Origin of the sequence: Brevibacterium sp. FAM 24630 (assembly GCF_049804075.1) — a bacterium.
In the GTDB taxonomy this organism is placed as follows: domain Bacteria; phylum Actinomycetota; class Actinomycetes; order Actinomycetales; family Brevibacteriaceae; genus Brevibacterium.
Window position 1 is genome coordinate 225,045 of record NZ_JBNBZD010000003.1, and the last position, 17,084, is coordinate 242,128.

The 17,084-nt window shown below is 65.6% G+C and carries 14 protein-coding genes; 7 read left to right on the forward strand and 7 right to left on the reverse strand.

Translation table 11 applies throughout. The features are described 5' to 3' along the window. Positions 1 to 25: 25 nt before the first annotated feature. Entirely contained in the window at positions 26 to 1,267 is a 1,242-nt protein-coding gene (locus tag ACPUD7_RS03920; protein WP_135537555.1) for an epoxide hydrolase family protein, read from the reverse strand. A gap of 56 nt (positions 1,268 to 1,323) precedes the next feature. Continuing rightward, positions 1,324 to 2,157 carry an NAD(P)H-dependent oxidoreductase gene (locus tag ACPUD7_RS03925; RefSeq protein WP_135537554.1) on the reverse strand — a complete coding sequence of 278 codons (834 nt, stop codon included), beginning with the start codon at positions 2,155 to 2,157 and terminating at the stop codon, positions 1,324 to 1,326. A 67-nt stretch (positions 2,158 to 2,224) separates the two neighbouring features. Here ACPUD7_RS03925 and ACPUD7_RS03930 point away from each other — a divergent pair, with 67 nt between their 5' ends. Further along, the gene (locus ACPUD7_RS03930) at positions 2,225 to 2,560 is read left to right on the forward strand and encodes a winged helix-turn-helix transcriptional regulator (protein ID WP_205683282.1); all 336 of its coding nucleotides are present in this window, start codon (positions 2,225 to 2,227) and stop codon (positions 2,558 to 2,560) included. A 74-nt stretch (positions 2,561 to 2,634) separates the two neighbouring features. On the opposite strand, the gene ACPUD7_RS03935 is transcribed toward ACPUD7_RS03930, so the two are convergent. The 3 genes from ACPUD7_RS03935 to ACPUD7_RS03945 all read right to left on the reverse strand — a co-directional run bounded on the left by ACPUD7_RS03935 (position 2,635) and on the right by ACPUD7_RS03945 (position 5,538). Beyond that, the gene (locus ACPUD7_RS03935) at positions 2,635 to 3,273 is read right to left on the reverse strand and encodes a haloacid dehalogenase-like hydrolase (protein WP_135537553.1); all 639 of its coding nucleotides are present in this window, start codon (positions 3,271 to 3,273) and stop codon (positions 2,635 to 2,637) included. 81 nt (positions 3,274 to 3,354) lie between these two features. Then, entirely contained in the window at positions 3,355 to 3,912 is a 558-nt protein-coding gene (locus ACPUD7_RS03940) for a dihydrofolate reductase family protein (RefSeq protein ID WP_425119192.1), read from the reverse strand. Between the two features lie 126 nt (positions 3,913 to 4,038). Next, positions 4,039 to 5,538 (reverse strand): MFS transporter, encoded by a 1,500-nt coding sequence (locus ACPUD7_RS03945; RefSeq protein ID WP_425119193.1) that lies wholly within the window; start codon positions 5,536 to 5,538, stop codon positions 4,039 to 4,041. A 70-nt stretch (positions 5,539 to 5,608) separates the two neighbouring features. Between ACPUD7_RS03945 and ACPUD7_RS03950 the strand changes: the two genes are divergently transcribed. Together ACPUD7_RS03950 and ACPUD7_RS03955 are read left to right on the forward strand one after the other, a co-directional pair. Continuing rightward, positions 5,609 to 6,118, forward strand: coding sequence for a MarR family winged helix-turn-helix transcriptional regulator (locus tag ACPUD7_RS03950; RefSeq protein ID WP_205683280.1), 510 nt, complete (start codon positions 5,609 to 5,611; stop codon positions 6,116 to 6,118). 48 nt (positions 6,119 to 6,166) lie between these two features. After that, entirely contained in the window at positions 6,167 to 7,369 is a 1,203-nt protein-coding gene (locus tag ACPUD7_RS03955) for a M20 metallopeptidase family protein (RefSeq protein WP_135537551.1), read from the forward strand. Between the two features lie 232 nt (positions 7,370 to 7,601). On the opposite strand, the gene fdhA is transcribed toward ACPUD7_RS03955, so the two are convergent. Together fdhA and ACPUD7_RS03965 are read right to left on the reverse strand one after the other, a co-directional pair. Then, the gene (fdhA, locus tag ACPUD7_RS03960) at positions 7,602 to 8,816 is read right to left on the reverse strand and encodes a formaldehyde dehydrogenase, glutathione-independent (RefSeq protein ID WP_135537550.1); all 1,215 of its coding nucleotides are present in this window, start codon (positions 8,814 to 8,816) and stop codon (positions 7,602 to 7,604) included. A gap of 258 nt (positions 8,817 to 9,074) precedes the next feature. Then, positions 9,075 to 10,007 carry a LysR family transcriptional regulator gene (locus ACPUD7_RS03965; RefSeq protein WP_135537549.1) on the reverse strand — a complete coding sequence of 311 codons (933 nt, stop codon included), beginning with the start codon at positions 10,005 to 10,007 and terminating at the stop codon, positions 9,075 to 9,077. A 248-nt stretch (positions 10,008 to 10,255) separates the two neighbouring features. Here ACPUD7_RS03965 and ACPUD7_RS03970 point away from each other — a divergent pair, with 248 nt between their 5' ends. The 4 genes from ACPUD7_RS03970 (at position 10,256) to ACPUD7_RS03985 (ending at position 16,947) form a co-directional block, all read left to right on the forward strand. Continuing rightward, positions 10,256 to 11,506, forward strand: a complete 1,251-nt coding sequence (locus ACPUD7_RS03970) for an aromatic ring-hydroxylating oxygenase subunit alpha (RefSeq protein ID WP_240689588.1) — start codon at positions 10,256 to 10,258, stop codon at positions 11,504 to 11,506. Further along, entirely contained in the window at positions 11,503 to 12,918 is a 1,416-nt protein-coding gene (locus ACPUD7_RS03975) for a 2Fe-2S iron-sulfur cluster-binding protein (protein WP_425119194.1), read from the forward strand. The genes ACPUD7_RS03970 and ACPUD7_RS03975 overlap by 4 nt, the downstream gene beginning before the upstream one ends. Positions 12,919 to 12,964: 46 nt before the next feature. After that, complete coding sequence (locus ACPUD7_RS03980; RefSeq protein ID WP_425119195.1) at positions 12,965 to 14,317, forward strand: MFS transporter; 1,353 nt, start codon at positions 12,965 to 12,967, stop codon at positions 14,315 to 14,317. 65 nt (positions 14,318 to 14,382) lie between these two features. Further along, positions 14,383 to 16,947 carry a GcvT family protein gene (locus ACPUD7_RS03985; RefSeq protein ID WP_425119256.1) on the forward strand — a complete coding sequence of 855 codons (2,565 nt, stop codon included), beginning with the start codon at positions 14,383 to 14,385 and terminating at the stop codon, positions 16,945 to 16,947. Positions 16,948 to 17,084 lie beyond the last annotated feature (137 nt).

Sequence of the window (17,084 nt, forward strand, 5' to 3'; positions counted from 1 at the left end):
AGGCAGATGCATGGTTCCAGGTGCTTCAGCGGTCCGCAGCGAGGATCGCTGAGAGTCCGGCTCTGAGATCGGCGACGAACTCATCGGGCATTTCGAGCGAGGGAAAGTGTCCGCCGCGATCCGCGGCTCTCCAGCGCACAATGGAGCGGTACCGGTGCTCTGAGAGGGCACGCGGATACTTTTCGATGTCGTACGGGTACATAGTGATCGCGGTGGGAACGTCGACGCGCAGGTCGGGGTCGAGAGAGTTGTGGCTTTCGAAGTAGATCCGCGCCGACGAGGCGCCTGTGCGCATCAGCCAATACAGGGAGACGTTGTCGAGCAGGCGGTCGCGGGATATCGTCTCGAACGGGGAGTCTACGGTGTCCGTCCACTCGGCGAACTTGTCGAGGATCCACGCGAGTTGGCCGACGGGTGAATCGACGAGGGCGTAGCCGATGGTCTGCGGTCGCGTCGCCTGCTGGTGGGCATAGGCGGCCCGATGCGTCCAGAAGTCTTCGGCGTCGAGGGCCCAGGCACGCTCGTCTGCCGTCAGGCCCTCCAGTGAGGCTCCCGGGATTCCGGGCGCATAGGTGGTGTGGATTCCGATCAGGTGGTCGGGGAAGCGCCCACCGAGGATGGTTGTGATCACCCCACCCCAGTCGCCGCCGAAAGCCGCGAACCGGTCGTAGCCGAGCCTGCTCATGAGTGTCACCCACGCCTCGGCGATTCGATCCGTGGACCAGCCGGTGACACTCGGTCTGTCGCTGAACCCGAAACCGGGCAGCGAGGGCACGACGCAGTGGAACGCCGGTGCATCGGGATCTGTCGGCTCGGCCAGTTCGTCGACGACGTCGATGTATTCGGCGATGCTGCCTGGCCATCCGTGAGTGAGGATCAGCGGGGTCGCGTTCGATCGGGACGAGCGACGGTGGAGGAAGTGGATGCCCAGGCCGTCGATGGTGGTGCGGAATTGGCCCATGTCGTTCAGGCGGTCTTCGAAGTCCCGCCACGAGTAGACCGTTCGCCAGTAGTCGACGAGCTCCATGAGGTCGTTCAGCGGTATGCCTTGGTCCCACCGTCGCGGGTCGGGGCTTGGTCGAGCGACGGTCTCGGGTTCGGGCAGGCGGGCCGATTGCAGTCGGGCACGGAGATCGTCGAGGTCGGCTTCGGGAATGCGTGAGTCGAATCCCTGGATGGCTTCACTACTTAGGGCGGCGTCGGCTGCTTGGGCAATGTCGGCTGGTTGGACTTCGGTGGCTGGACGGGCGTCGTCGGAGTTGGGCATCACGGGTTTCCTCCTGGAGTCGGTGGCGGTTGCACGGAGAGCGCGAATGTGTTCGGTCAGCCGGCGGTGTGGATGCGAACCCCGTGTTCGTCGGGGCAGACACGGGGTGCGAGTTCCCATTCAGGTGTGTAGTCACCGGTGAATTGCGGTCGGTAGGGGATGACGGGTTCGGTGAAGAGTCCGTCGAGGCGTCCGACGAGGCGGTCGCGGACTGCGTCGAAGTCGTCGATCCGGTCGGCGCTGGGGGCGGCGAAGGGCTCGAGTACGCTCATGCCGGTGTAGGCGAAGGTGCCGTGGAGGAGGCCGAAGAGGAGTTCCCGGAGTTCACCGGACTTGCCTCGGGGCCCGATGGCCAGAGGACGATCGCCGAGGGTGGTGACGACGAGAGCCCGCTTGCCTGCGAACGGTCCCTGTTCGAAGCGAAGGCGGCGACCCGTGGGCGAGTCGGTGCCGAAGGCGAAGCCGCTGACAAAGACACGGTCGAACCAGCCTTTGAGGATCGCGGGCATCCCGTACCACCACAGGGGGAACTGAACCACAACAGCGTCGGCGCGCTGAAGCTTCTCCTGTTCGCAGGTGATCTCGTGCGGTTGGGTGCCGTCGACCTGGGCGGTGCGGGTGTCGGCGCTGACGCGGAAGCGGGCGGGGGCGCGGACGGAATCGGTGTCGGTCGCCTCAGCGCTCGGTTGATCGGTGCTCGCGAGATGAGCACCGTCGCTCCGATTCAGGACCGGATCCCAGCCCATGGCGTAGAGATCGGATGTCAGGACGGCATGGCCTGCCTCCCGCAGATGGGTGATTCCCGCGCTGCGCAGGCTTCCGTTGAGTGACCAGGGTTCGGGATGCGCGCTGAGCCAGAGGACTGTCCGAGGGGTGTTGTCTCCTTGCATGGTTCCATGGTTGCCGCTTAGCGTAAGACTGTCTAGTACGGACATTTATGTCCCTGTGGAGGTGTGTATGCGGTTGCCTGTGCGTCGTGCGATGGAGGTCTGCCCTGTCGAGGTCGCGGTTTCGGCGGTCGGCGGCACGTGGAAGCTCACCATTGTCAAGCATCTCCTTGACGGGACGCGTCGATTCAATGAACTCGGTCGGTTGGTGCCGTTGGCGAATACGAAGACCCTCACTAGGCAGCTGCGGGAGCTCGAGGAGGACGCTGTGGTGTTGCGCACCGCCTACCCGGAAGTGCCGCCGAGGGTCGAGTACTCACTGACGGACCTGGGGCGCAGCCTTGAGCCGATCGTGATGGCGATGAATGAGTGGGGGAAGGACTTCGCGGCGAACCAAGCGGACTGAGCCTCCGAGAGAACTGAACCGGCAGGGCGAGCTGCTGGGCGGTGCAGGCAGCAGGGTCGATCGATCAATTCAGGTCAGGACGTTCTCGATACTCGGATACCGTGTTTGTCGAATCGTCGTCGTGTGTGAGCTGACGCTCCCATGAGCACTACTCGGGCGGCCGCTCGGGCAGTGGGTAGGTCGGTCAGCGAATCGGTGACAAATTCCACACGTTCGAGAGGAATGCCCAGACTGCGCAAGGCGTCCGCTTTTCGTGCTCCGACCCTGTGATCGGCAACTTTGGGTCCGGCTGTGGTGACTTCGAGTCGCGACGCGGAAAGCTCGTCGAAGGGGATTTCCGCGGTTGCAAGCAATGCCGAAGCGAGTCGATGCTCTGTCGCAGTGGCGATGACGATCCGTGAACCGTATGCGTGTTGGCGGCGAACGCGTTCGACGGCGTCACTGCGCATCCATCTCGAATCCGCACCGAACTTTTGGCCCAAGCGTTCGGCAAGCGTGCTGTAGTCGTCGTCGGACATGCCGGACAATGCGATCTCGGCAATGCGTCGTGAAGCCTGTGCCTTCCGCCCAGACAAGAAAGTCAGGCATGCCGGCAGCGCCCGGAGGAAACGCGATGGGGAGCGGACGAGTCGACCTATGACGAGAGCGGTGAACGTGTCCTTGCGAGTGATGACGCCGTCGAGGTCATAGACGACAAGCTCGGTTCTCTCCATGAACAGAAACGCTAGCAGGCTCACAAGATTGGCCGGGGACGAGAGTGGGACGAATACAGACGAGTTCCTGGAGGATGCTCGTCACTCGCTCGGTTCGTAGGCCGAATACACGATGCCGCTGGGGAAGGCTTTCGAATCGATGAGCCGCAGTCGGGGCGGTCTGGCCGAGTGTGCTCCGTCGTGGAAATAGCCGCGACCGCGGCCCTGCCAGACCGGGTAGGTGAACATCCGATACTCATCGATCAGCCCCTCGGCGATGAGCTCGTGGGTGAGGGTGATGCTGCCGGTGACGATGACGTCGCGGCCCGGTTCCTCGCGCAGGTCGGCGACCGCCCGCATGGGATCGGAGCTGATGATCTGCGTGTTCTGCCACCCCGGTTCGGCCAACGTCGATGACACGACGCGTTTGTCGACCTGATTCAGATGCTCCGCGATCCCGGTGGTGTCGTCGGTCTGGTCGGGCCAGTAGCCGCGGAAGTCCTCGAAGGTCCGCCGCCCGAGCAGCAGCACATCCTCATTCGCGGACTGCCGCATGAGTTCGGCGGAGAGTTCCTCGTCCTGGGCCTGCGGGTCGAACCAGTCGTCGAGCATCTCGACGCGACCGTCGAGGGTGATGTTCTGAGTGATGATGATGCGCACGGTCGGTCTCCTCGTTGAGTGACGTGGGGGGCCCACACTACTCACCGGCGGAGACCGGCGAAAGGGGCCGCGTCGACGTCTGGGAACTCGGTTCGAAGGCGCGATGCCGTTGGGGGACGGGAGTCGTCAGGTGAGGGATTCGGCGTGCTCGGACGTCTCGACCACCTCGGCGCGGGGGTGGTTGCGGCGGATGAACAGGACGACCAGCGCCCCGGCCAGGGCGGCACCGGCGCCGATGATGAAGCAGGTGCGGAAGGTCGTTTCGGCGGGAATGGCGACCGAACCCATCGGGATCGTCCGACTGGTGAGGACGATGGCCATGACGGCACCGGCGACGGTCGTGCCCATCGAGCGCATGAGCGAGTTCACGCCGACTCCGGCGCCGGCTTCCGAGGCGGGGGAGTTCTCGAGGATGAGCGTGGGCATGGCCGCATAGCCGATGCCGACTCCGGCCGAGGCGATGCACGTGGCGACCATGAGCTGCCAGGGTTCGCCGTCGAAGAAGACGGCGAAGACGTAACCCGCAGAGATGACGAAGGCACCCAGGGCCAAGGTCGCACGACCGCCGAGGGTGGTGAGCAGACGGCTCGAGATCGGAGTGAACGCAAGCATCATCAGTCCGCCCGGAGCCATCCACAGTCCGGCCTGCAGGATCGTCTGCCCGAGTCCGTAGCCGACCTCGGTCGGCATCTGCAGCAGCTGCGGGACGACGATCGACTGCGCCATCATACCGAAGCCGATGAGCAGCGCGGCGATATTCGTCAGCAGGATCGGGCGTTTGACGGTGGTGCGCAGATCGACGAGCGGATGGGGGTGGCGGACCTCGTAGAAGCCCCAGCCGATGAGGACGATGAGGCCGCCGAGGATCGTGACCAGGGTCGACGGTGCGGTCCATCCCCAGTCGTTGCCCTTTGAGACGCCGGTGAGGATGCCGACGATGCCCAGGGCGAGGCCGATCGCGCCGAGGGCGTCGAATCCGGCACGGTCGACGGGTGCGACATGGGGCAGGGCCAGGGCCGAGAAGACGGTCATGAGGACGGCGAGGGCGGCGGAGAGCCAGAAGAGCATGTGCCAGTCGAAGTCCTGTGCGATCCATGCCGCGAGCGGCAGTCCGAGTGCGCCGCCGACGCCGAGGGTGGCGCTGATTCCGGCGACGGCGGAATTGCGCATGTGCGGTGGGGTGATCTCGCGGACGAAGCTGATGGCGACGGGGATGTAGCCCATGGCCACACCCTGGAGGACGCGGCCGATGAGGACGGGGCCGATGCTCGAGAACAGGGCGCAGATGAGGGAACCGACAATGAGGATCATCGCCGAGGCGATGAGGATCGGCTTGCGGCCGTAGATGTCGGCCAAGCGGCCGGAGACCGGCATCGACACGCCTCCCGCCAGGAGGGTGGCGGTGACGACCCAGGAGGCGTTCGCCGCCGAGGTGTTCAGCAGGTGCGGCAGCTCCGGTTGGATCGGAATGACCAGGGACTGCATGAGCGAGGCGCACAGGCTCGAGAACCCAAGCACCATGATGGCCAGGATCGGAGCCGCGGCCACCCTCGGCTCGGTCTTCGGTGTGGTTTCGGCATGGGGGTGCCTGGGCGTCTGAGGATGTGCCTGAGTCTGGTCGTCCAACCGGTGCTCACTTTCCGAGAAACAGTAATGTGTAATCTACACATTTAGCTTGTATGTAGACTACATACTTATGAGCGATGAAACAATCCCGCAGATTCGAACGAGGCGGAGGAGCGGCAGCGACGAGGCCCTCGTCGAATTCTCCGACCTGCCCCCGGCGCGGAGGATGGGAGTGCTCGTCACGAGGCTCGAACGAATTCGTCGAATGCAGACGAACCAGATGGATCTCGGTACAGCCGACTTGCGGATCCTCTGGTTGTTCGCCGATGGGCGGTCCCGCACGCTCAAGGAGATCTCCGAGGACCTCAGCCTCGAGCAGTCCACCGTGAACCGTCAGATCAACGCCGCCATCAACGAGGGTCTCCTGCAGCGTTCGCGGGAGGCCGGAAGCGCGGCGCGGCGGATCTCTCCGACCGTGCAGGGCGTCACCGCCTTCGAGCGTGATGTCGAGAAGTCACGTGCCGCGCTGCAGGTGGGACTCGACGCGCTCGGTGACGACGCCGAGGACTTCCTGGGCAGCTTCACCCGGCTTCTGGACGCCTACGAAGATGCCGTGCGCACGAACGGCGATACGGTGTGAGAGCTGGGATCGATCCGCCCGGCCTGGGCCCGTTGCTGAGGAGAGTTCATGACCGCCCCCGACTTCCGCGCAGAAGCGCACAGCCACCTCGGCGATCTCATTTCCCTGCGACGGAAACTGCACGCGAACCCCGAACTGGGATTCGACCTTCCCTTCACACAGCGCACGGTGCTCGACGAGCTCGCCGGGCTGGGGCTCGAGGTCACCACGGGTGAATCACTCACCTCGGTGGTGGCCGTCCTCAAGGGTGGGAAGCCCGGACCCGCGGTGCTGCTACGCGGGGATATGGATGCGCTGCCGGTCGTCGAAGACACCGGCCTGGACTTCGCGTCGACGAACGGGAACATGCACGCCTGTGGGCACGACCTGCATACGGCCGGTCTCGTCGGCGCCGCCCGCCTGCTCGCCGCGCACCGAGCGGAGCTCCCCGGGTCGATCATCTTCATGTTCCAGCCCGCCGAGGAGGTCGAGGGCGGGGCCGAGCCGATGATCGCCGAGGGCGTGCTCGAGGCCGCCGGTGTCCCCGTCGTCGCGGCCTACGGCATCCACGTCGAAGCCGGTCTCCGCGGTCGCTTCGCGACGAAGGGCGGGCCGCTCATGGCCGGGTTCGCCGATCTCAACCTGACCATCCACGGCGCCGGCGGACACAGCAGCCAACCGCAGTCGACTCGCGACCCCGTGCCGGCGCTCGCCGAGGTGGTGCTGGCCCTGAATACGATGACCGGCCGGTCCTTCGACATCTTCGATCCCGTCGTCGTCTCGGTCACCCAGCTCGCAGCCGCGCATGCCAGCAACGTCATCCCGGAATCGGCGAAGCTCACCGCCTCCATCCGCTTCCTTTCGGCCGAGTCTTTGGCGCTGCTGCAGGAGCGGGTGACGGAGATCGCCGAGAACATCGCCAGGGCGCATCGCTGCGCCGCCGAGGTGGACTTCCAGGTGGGATTCCCCGTGACCGTGAACGACCCCGCTGAGTCGGCGGTCGTGCTCGAGCGGCTGGTCTCGGCATTCGGGTCCGAGCGGGTCGTCGAGATGGAGCATCCGCGGATGGGGTCGGAGGACTTCTCCTTTGTACTCGAGAGAGTGCCGGGGACGTTCGTCTTCCTCGGCGCGACGCCCGAGGGCATCGACCCGGACGCGGAGACGAACCACTCGCCCAGAGCGGTCTTCGATGACGGACTGCTCGGCGATCAGGCCGCGGCGCTCGCCCACCTGGCATTTGCGCGGCTGGCGGACGAAGCGGAGCGGGGCTGAAGGCCAGCTGCTGATGTCGGACGTTACTGGTGCCGACTGCTGGGTGCCAGTTGCCAGCCACCAAAACACGTGGGCGCAGAATGATAGGTCGTAACCGGATACTTTCAGCGCCTCCTGAGTATCCGGTTACGACCTATGTTTCGGCTCGCACTATCCGAATGTGACCATTTCTCACCACTTCACCCGACTTTCGGCCTTGAGAAGCTCGGGTTCAGCGTGAGATCTGAGAGTCTCAGGTGGTGATGAGCCCGTGCGGGTCGAGGACGAACTTCTTCGCCACGCCCGAATCGAAGTCCGCGTACCCCTGCGGTGCGTCCTCGAGGCGGATCGGGGTCGCGTTGACGTTCTTCGCGATCGAGACCTTGTCATGCAGGATCGCCTGCATGAGGCCCCGGTTGTACTTCATCACCGGGCATTGGCCGGTCACGAAGACGTGCGACTTCGCGAAGCCGAGGCCGAAGCGCATCGACAGCGATCCTTCCTTGGCCGCTTCGTCGGGGGCTCCCGGGTCGCCGGTGACATAGAGTCCCGGAATGCCGAGGCTGCCGCCGGCCCGAGTGATGTCCATGAGCGAGTTGAGCACCGTGGCGGGAGCCTCGTGGCTGGCGTCCTTGCCGTGTCCGCGGGCTTCGAAGCCGACCGCGTCGATGCCGCAGTCGACCTCGGGCTCGCCGAGGATCTGGGCGATCTGGTCCTTCGGGTCGCCCTGGGAGACATCGACCGTTTCGCAGCCGAATCCGCGTGCCTGAGCCAGCCGGTCCTCATTGAGGTCGCCGACGATGACGCAGGCCGCGCCCAGCAGATGCGCCGAGGTGGCTGCGGCGATTCCGACCGGGCCGGCACCGGCGACGTAGACCGTCGAGCCCACGCCCACCCCGGCGCTGACGGCACCGTGGAAGCCGGTGGGGAAGATGTCGGAGAGCATCGTGAGATCGAGGATCTTCTCCATCGCCTGATCCTTGTCCGGGAACTTCAGGACGTTCCAGTCCGCGTAGGGCACGAGCACGTACTCGGCCTGACCGCCGACCCAGCCGCCCATGTCGACGTAGCCGTAGGCCGAGCCCGGGCGATCGGGGTTGACGTTGAGGCAGATGCCGGTCTTGCCCTCCTTGCAGTTGCGGCAGCGGCCGCAGGCGATGTTGAACGGCACGGAGACGAGGTCGCCGACGTGGACGAACTCGACATCGCGGCCGACTTCGACGACCTCTCCGGTGATCTCGTGGCCGAGCACGAGACCCTCCGGGGCAGTCGTGCGGCCCCGGACCATGTGCTGGTCGGAGCCGCAGATGTTCGTCGCCACGGTCTTGAGGATGACGCCGTGATCGACTGTACGGCCGACGTTGGCGGGATTGACTCCCGGGCCGTCCTTGAGGACGAAGTCCGGGTACTCGGTGTCGACGACTTCGACCTTCCCGGGGCCGGCGTAGCTGATTGCCTTGTTGCTCATCGTTGAGCCTCCATGTGTGCGAATGCGTGGGAGTTGTCGGACATGTGAGTGAGTCGGACGACACCACTGACATATCAGTCTGACATCAGACGTAGATGCAGTCTCGCCGTCGTGGGAGAGCCGTGTCAAGACCCTCGGCGGAAGTTCATGCAGGCGCAGTGCGAGCGCTCGGCAACCCTCCCCTGAGCCGGCCCGGAATCCTCCGCGAACCGGCCCGGAGTTCTCCCCTGAGCCGGCCCGGAGTCCTCCGGGAGCCGCTCAGGAGTCCTCGCGCAGGCGAGTCGAGAGGATGTGCTGCGACATGGTGCGCAGGTGCTGCATCGATTCCCGAATGAGCGGAGATCTGCGGCTGCCGGCCCGCACCGCTGCGATGATCTTCCGGCTCAGTCGGCCGGTTCCCGCGAGCCGGACACGGCGAACGTTCGCCTCTCCGGCGAGGCTGGACATCCGCGGCAGCAGGCTGACTCCGACGCCCGCACCGACGAGTGCCGCCGAGGTCTCCCACTCGACGGACTCGTGGGCCACCGTCGGGGTCACCCCGGCCGCGGTGAAGGCGGCGACGAAGAGCGAATGGTAGGGAGATCCCGGACTCGCGGTGATCCACTCCTCGCCGGCGAGTTCGCCGAGGGTCACCGATTCGCGATCGGCGACCGGATGGTCGGCGGGGACCATGACATCGAGGGGATCATCGAGCAGGTCGATGCTCTCGAACCGAGCATCGTCCTCGACCTGCACATTGCCCTGCATGGAGACGATGACAGCGAGGTCGATGCGCTCGGCGATGAGGAGTTCGAAGCAGCGCGTCGGACTAGCCTCGATGACGTGGACGCTGACCGTGGGGCGGGTCGTGCGCAGCTTGGCGGCCAGCGGTGCCAAGAGGTTCGACGAGGCGGTCGAGAATCCTCCGATGCCGAAATGCGTCGGCGCCTGGTCGCCGGACCCGAAGGCGCCGGCGCGGATGTCTTCCCAAGCGGCGGTCAGAGCGTCGGATCGCCGCACGAGATAGCGCCCCGTCGAGGTCAGGCGCAGGCCGCGCCCGTCCTTGACGAGCAGCGTCATGCCCAGGGACTGCTGCAGCTCTCTGAGCTGGCCGGAGACGGCCGACGGAGAGTACCCGGTGAGTTCGGCCGTGGCGGCGACGGTGCCGCAGGCGGCGAAGGTGCGCAGCGTCGCCAGACGAGGATCGATCATGAGTAACATTATGCAGTCATTCCGCACGATACTGAACAAAATCTCGCGCTTTTTCTGCAGTATCTTGGTCGCTAGTGTGACAGTCGAGCAGGTCCCGGCAAGCACGGTCCCCGCGGTCGTCGATGAGGAGTTCGCCATTCCGTTGTCGGGCCGGCGCAGGCAGGTATCTCGCATCCAGCAGACATCAAGGGAGATGACAATTGACTGCTACCAACCTGGCCCCGACGAAGAAGGGCTTTCCCGCCGGAATCACCGAGGAGCGGCTCGATGAGTTCCGGGTCCGGCTCGACACCCGTCGGGTCGGCTTCTCGCTCGAGGCGCCGTTCTACACGGACCCGAACATCTTCAACCTCGACATGCAGGCCGTGTTCGGACAGCACTGGGTCTTCGCATGCAGCGTCGCTGAGATCCCCGAGCCGGGTGACTTCGTCACGCTCGACTACGGTCCGTATTCGATCATCGTGCTCCGCAACGACGACGGCGGCGTCAACGTCATCCACAACGTGTGCCGGCATCGCGGCGCCCGCGTGCTCACTGAGCTCAAGGGAACGACCGGCAACCTCGTCTGCGGCTACCACTCCTGGACGTACTCTCCCGAAGGTGACCTCATCCATGCTTCGGCTCCCGGCGAGATGACCTTCGACAAGTCCTGCTACTCGCTCAAGCGGGCTCACGGCACGATCGTCGCCGGTCTGGTGTTCCTCTGTCTGGCGGAGGAGCCGCCCACGGATTTCCACGAGACGGCGAAGATCTTCGAGCCCTATGTCGGCCCGCATGAGCTGGCGAAGACGAAGGTCGCCTACCAGCAGAACATCGTCGAGGAGGCCAACTGGAAGCTCGTGATGGAGAACAATCGCGAGTGCTACCACTGCGATGGTCACCCGGAACTCGCCTGTTCGCTGTTCCCGACCTGGGGACTGACCGATGAGACCATCCCGCCCCACCTCGAAGACGTCTGGGATCGCAACCAGCAGGCCCAGGCCGCTTTGGAGTACCGCTGCCGCCGCTACGGACTGCCCTATGACGTCGTCGAGGAGCTCGACACCCGCATCGGCGGGATCCGCATCTCCCGGGAATCCCTCGACGGGCAGGGGGAGTCCTTCTCGGCCGACGGACGCAGGCTCTCGAAGAAGCTCCTCGGCGATCTGCCGGACTTCCGACTGGGTCGCTGCTCGATGCACCTGCAGCCGAACTCCTGGTTCCACCTGCTGGCCGATCACGTCGTCACCTTCGCCGTCTTCCCGATCGGCACGGACAAGACCCTCGTGCGCACGACATGGCTCGTCGCCGACGATGCGGTCGAAGGGGTCGACTACGACCTCGAGACGCTCACCCACACCTGGAAGCAGACGAACCTGCAGGACAAGGCCTTCGTCGAACTCTGCCAGCAGGGGGCGGCGAGTCCGTTCTACGAGCAGGGGCCCTATATGAAGAGCGAGTACCAGGTCGAGGCCTTCATCAACTGGTACGTGCAGCGGATGCGGGAGCACGTGGGATGAGATCCTCCGCAGTGCCCGCGCTGCCGTTGGCCCAGCGGGTCCGAGGCCTGGAGATGCCGTGGAACCGCGTGCTCTCGGGTACCTCCGGCCCGGCCGGAGCCGCCACCGCCTTGGGGCCCTGGCATCCGCAGGAGTTCACGGCCGAATGCGTGGAGACCATCCCCGAGGCGGGAGGAATGATGGTCTTCGTCTTCCGTCGCACGGACGGTGCGCCCCTGGCGTTCCGATCGGGGCAGTACATCAACATCGACTTCCCCGCTGACGGACCGCATGCGGAACCGGTGTCCCGCAGCTACTCGATCTCCTCGGCGCCGACCGAGCCGTGGACATTCTCGATCACCATCAAACGGGATCCCCAGGGGAAGGTCTCGCAGTGGGCGCACGCGAACATCAGGCCCGGCACGACGCTGGACATGCTCGGGCCGGTCGGTGCCTTCCACCTCGCCGACTACGATCGCCGGGCCCGTCTCCTGCTCTTGGCGGCCGGAGCCGGCATCACCCCGCTGATGTCGATGATCCGCACCGTGCATTCGCTGCCCGGCCAGGCCGATGTCGTCCTCGTCTACCATGGTGCGGCACCGGACTCCTTCGCCTTCTCCGACGAGCTCGACTTCCTCGCCACGGTGGACTTCCGGATCAAGGTCGTCTACTGCCTCGGCGATCGGGAGTGCGACGAGGAGTGGCCGGGTCGGACCGGTCGGCTGTCGGCATCGCTGCTCGATGACCTCGTCCCCGACGCGAACGGCCGGCAGGTCTTCGCCTGCGGCCCGGAGGGGTATCTCAACTCGGCGACCGACCTGCTGCGCGCCGTCGGAGTCGATGACACCTCGGTGTTCATGGAGTTCTTCTCCGGCGACCGCGAGATCCGGGCCGAATACGCCGAAGAGGTCGCCATCGCCGGTGAGATCGCCGAGGAGATCGCGGCGTCGACCGAGGAATACTACGAGTCCCAGCCGGCCGCGCTTGACATGTACGAGCCCGAGTACGACGCCGACGGTCCGATCGAAGCGACGGGTGCGCCGATCGAAGCCGTCGACGCCGAGGCGGTCGTGCCCGACGAGGACCCGAGCCCCGCCTCGGCGACGGATTCGAACGAAGATGACGAAACCGCCGTCGTCGACCCCGCCGTCCTGCCTACGGTGGGGGAGGGGGAGCACACGATGTCGTTCGTGCGCTCGGGTCTCAACGTCCGCATCGGGGATGAGGAGACCGTGCTCCAGGCCGCGCGGAAGGCGGGAGTGAAGATTCCCGCGAACTGTCAGGAGGGCATGTGCGGCTCCTGCAAGTCCATCAAGCTCGACGGCGACGTCGAGATGAATCATCAGGGCGGCATCCGCGCCAGAGAGATCGACGCGGGCAAGTTCCTGCCGTGCTGCTCGACGGCGAAGTCCGACCTCGTCATCGACGCCTGAACCGGTCGGTTCGGGCACAGTCGCCGAGTGAGTCGAAGGAGACCACATGACACAGCAGAAGGACATCGATGGCATCGACCCCGTCCGCCCCGATGTCTCCGCTCGCCGAATCGGTGAGGGGAGCATCTCGGTCGACGAAGCTCCACTGAACCGACTCGTCATCGTCGTGGCGATCGCGGCTTTCGGCGGCATCTTCATCGACGGCTACATCCTCGGCGTCATCGGCGGCGCGGTCGGTCCGGCGGCGGCCGAACTGGAGCTCTCGGCGCTCGGCCAGGGGCTCATTGCGGCCAGCGCACTCATCGGCATCTTCATCAGCGGGCTGTTCTTCGGGCGCATCGCCGATCGTTACGGACGCAAACGGGTGTTCTTCTGGAACCTCGTCGGCTTCGTCCTCGTCTCACTGGCTCAACTCTTCGTCGTCGGCACGTGGGATCTCGTGGCGATGCGGCTGCTGCTCGGTCTGCTCATCGGCGTCGAGTATGCGGTCGGCACGGCACTGCTCGCGGAGTTCACTCCGCGTCGTCACCGCAGCGTCCTGCTCGGCTCGATTGCGGCCTTCTGGTTCATCGGCTTCATCTCAGCCTTCGTCGTCGCCCACCTCTCGAGCCCCGACTCCTGGCGTCTGCTGTTGGCAAGCAGCGCGCTGCCGGCGTTCGTGGTGCTCATCGTGCGGATGGCACTGCCCGAGTCTCCGCGGTGGCTGCAGGCGCAGGGGCGCACGGAGGAGGCACAGGCGATCATCTCCGCACACTATGGGCCGCAGTACGCCCTGCCGCCTGTCCCCGCAGAGGTCGTCAAGACTCGGCTGCGCGACTTCTTCGCTGAGAACGACACCCGCACCATCGTGTATTCCGGACTGTTCTGGTTCTGTCAGGTGGGGCCGTTGTTCGCGATCTTCACGTTCATCGTTCCTGTCCTCGACGACCTCGGCCTGAATAACGGATTCTCGACGGATCTGCTCATGAACGGGCTCCAGCTCCTCGGCGCCGGTGTGGGACTGTGGCTTCTGTGGCTGCTGCCACGCCGCACCTTCGTGAACTGGACCTTCGCTCTCATGGTGGTTCTGCTCGTCTTCCTCGGCGGGTGGACGGAACTGCCGCCGCTGGTGACTCTCATGGTCTTCGGAGCCTTCGTGCTCATCATCACCGCTTCGAACAGCATCCAGTACGTCTACCCGCCGGAGATGTTCGTGACTCGCTTCCGCAGCACCGGCGTCGGCTATGCCGCGGCGTTCAGCCGTGTCGGGGCCGCTGGAGCCACTTATCTCTTCCCGGTCACGCTCGACCACCTCGGGGTATCGAGCACCCTGCTCATCGCGGCGATCTTCCCGCTCATCGGGTTCATCGCTTCGATCTTCTGGGCACCGGAAACCAAATACTCCGCCTTGGACGCCTGAGCGCTGCTCGAACGCCCACTGCGACATCACCCTCCACCACCCTCACCAACAAGGAGTACTCTGTGCTGAACGCATCACCACGAGTCGTCATCATCGGAGCCGGCATCGTCGGCGCCAATCTCGCCGACGAACTCGCGCAGTTGGGCTGGGCCAATACGCTCGTCGTCGAGCAGGGGCCGCTGGCGATTCCCGGCGGATCGACCTCGCACGCGCCGGGTCTCGTCTTCTCCTCGAACCCCTCGAAGTCGATGACCGAGTTCGCGCAGTACACGATCGACAAACTCACGTCTCTCACCGGCCCCGACGGTCGCGGCTCGTTCCTGCCCGTCGGCGGGCTCGAGGTCGCCACGACCGAAGAGCGGCTGCAGGATCTGCACCGACGGGCCGGTTGGAACCGGTCCTACGGCGTCGAAGCCCATGTCATCGACGCAGATGAGTGCGCGAAGCTCTTCCCCATGCTCGACCGGGACATGGTCCTCGGAGGGCTGCTCACCCCCGGCGACGGACTCGCTCTGGCCGCGAAGGGCACCCAGCTCGTCATTGACCGCGCCCGAGCCGCAGGAGTCGAATTCCGTGACCGGACGACGGTCACCGACATCGAAACGACCGGCGGCAGGGTCAGCGCCGTCATCGCCGGTGAGGATCGGATTCCTGCCGACATCGTCGTCTCCTGCGCCGGTTTCTGGGGCCCGAAGATCGGTGAGATGGTCGGCACGACGATTCCCCTGCTGCCCTTGGGCCACCAGTTCGCGTGGACGACCGAGGTGCCGTCCCTCGTGGGGAAGAACGAGCCGCCGGCCGGGGCTCAGGCTCCGATCCTGCGCTACCAGGACAAAGACCTCTACTACCGCGAGTGGGGCGAGCGGATCGGCATCGGCTCCTATGCCCACCGCCCGATGCCCGTCGACCTCGACACCCTGCGGACCTACTCGCCCGAAGAGATCACGGAGGAGGTCATGCCCTCGAGCCTCGACTTCACCCCGGAGGACTTCGTCCGCGAATGGGAGGCCAGCCAGGAGCTGCTGCCGGAGCTCGCGCAGACACAGGTCCAGCGCGGCTTCAACGGCATCTTCTCCTTCACCCCCGACGGCGGATCGCTCGTGGGCCAATCGCGGGAGGTCGACGGGTTCTTCGTCGCCGAGGCGGTCTGGGTCACCCATGGTGCCGGCATCGCGAAGGCCGTGGCCGAACTCATCGCCCTCGGGCGCTCGAACACCGACCTGTCCGGCATCGACCTCAACCGCTTCGAGGACGCGCTGACGACACCCGAGTACGTCAGCGAGACCTCGCAGCAGAACTTCGTCGAAATCTACGACGTCATCCACCCGCTGCAGCCGCGCGTATCACCGCGTGACCTGCGGCTCAGCCCGTTCAACGAACAGCAGAAGGCCCTCGGCGCGTTCTTCCTCGAGACGAACGGGTGGGAGCGCCCGCACTGGTACGAAGCCAATGCCGCTCTGCTGAACGAGCTGTCGGAGGAGTGGAAGGCACCGCCGCGGGACGAATGGGCCGACAGGTTCCACTCGCCGATCGCAGCGGTCGAAGCCTGGAAGACGCGGACGAATGTCGCCATGTACGACATGACCGCGCTCAAGCGCTTCGAGGTCAAAGGCCCGGGCGCCGGCGAGCTGCTCCACGGACTGACGACCTCGTCGATGCTGCGCAAACCCGGCGCCGTCAGCTACACCCTGCTGCTCGACGAGGCCGGCGGCATCACGAGCGACATCACCGTCGCGATCCTCGACGAAGAGACCTACCAGGTGGGAGCGAACTCGAACATCGACTTCGCCTCCATCACCCGGGCGGCCAAGCACCAGAGCGCGGCCGACCCGAGCAGGTGGGCCACCGTGCGAGAGACGACCCCGGGCACCTGCTGCATCGGACTGTGGGGACCGCTCGCCCGCGAAGTCATCTCTCAAGTCAGCGCCGACGACCTCAGCAACGACGGACTCAAGTACTTCCGCACTAAGCAGATCACCCTCGGCGGCATCCCCGTCACAGCGATGCGCCTGTCCTATGTGGGAGAGCTGGGATGGGAGCTCTACACCTCCGCTGACCTGGGGCATCGCCTGTGGGACGTGCTGTGGGAAGCCGGTCGGGACTACGGCCTCATCGCCGCAGGACGCGAGGCCTTCAACTCGCTGCGCCTGGAGAAGGGGTTCCGGTCCTTCGGCTCCGATATGACCAGCGAACACGAACCGGTGCAGGCAGGACTCGGCTTCGCGGTCAAGGCTTCGAAGACCGATGACTTCCGCGGAAAGGCCGCCCTTGCGGACCGGGCTGCGGCGGCCACGCAGAAACTGACATGCCTGACGCTCGATCGGCGCGAGGACGTTGTGCTGGGCAGTGAGCCCGTGTACCTGATGTCGAGCTCCGCGGGCACGACCGAGGCGGAGGTGGGCACCGCCTCGGCGACGGGCCGGACGCCTGCCTCGACGGGCGGTGCGGACGGCTATGTCACCTCGGCGGCCTATGGGTACTCGATCGGGAAGTCGATCGCCTACGCCTGGCTGCCGAACACACTGAGCGTCGGCGACGGCGTCGAGATCGAGTACCTCGGGCGCCGTGTGCCGGCCACCGTCACGGCCGAACCCATCTTCGACCCGGAGATGACGCGCCTCAAAGGTTAGGTGGGCGGGCACTCCGGCTGCAGGGGCCGGAATTCATCGAAAAACGCATTGAGTGTCGAGAAACGGGTGTGCGCACGCGTGTCTCGACACTCAATGCGTGTCTCGGCGGGCACGTGCTGAGCTGCGGCGGCGAGGGG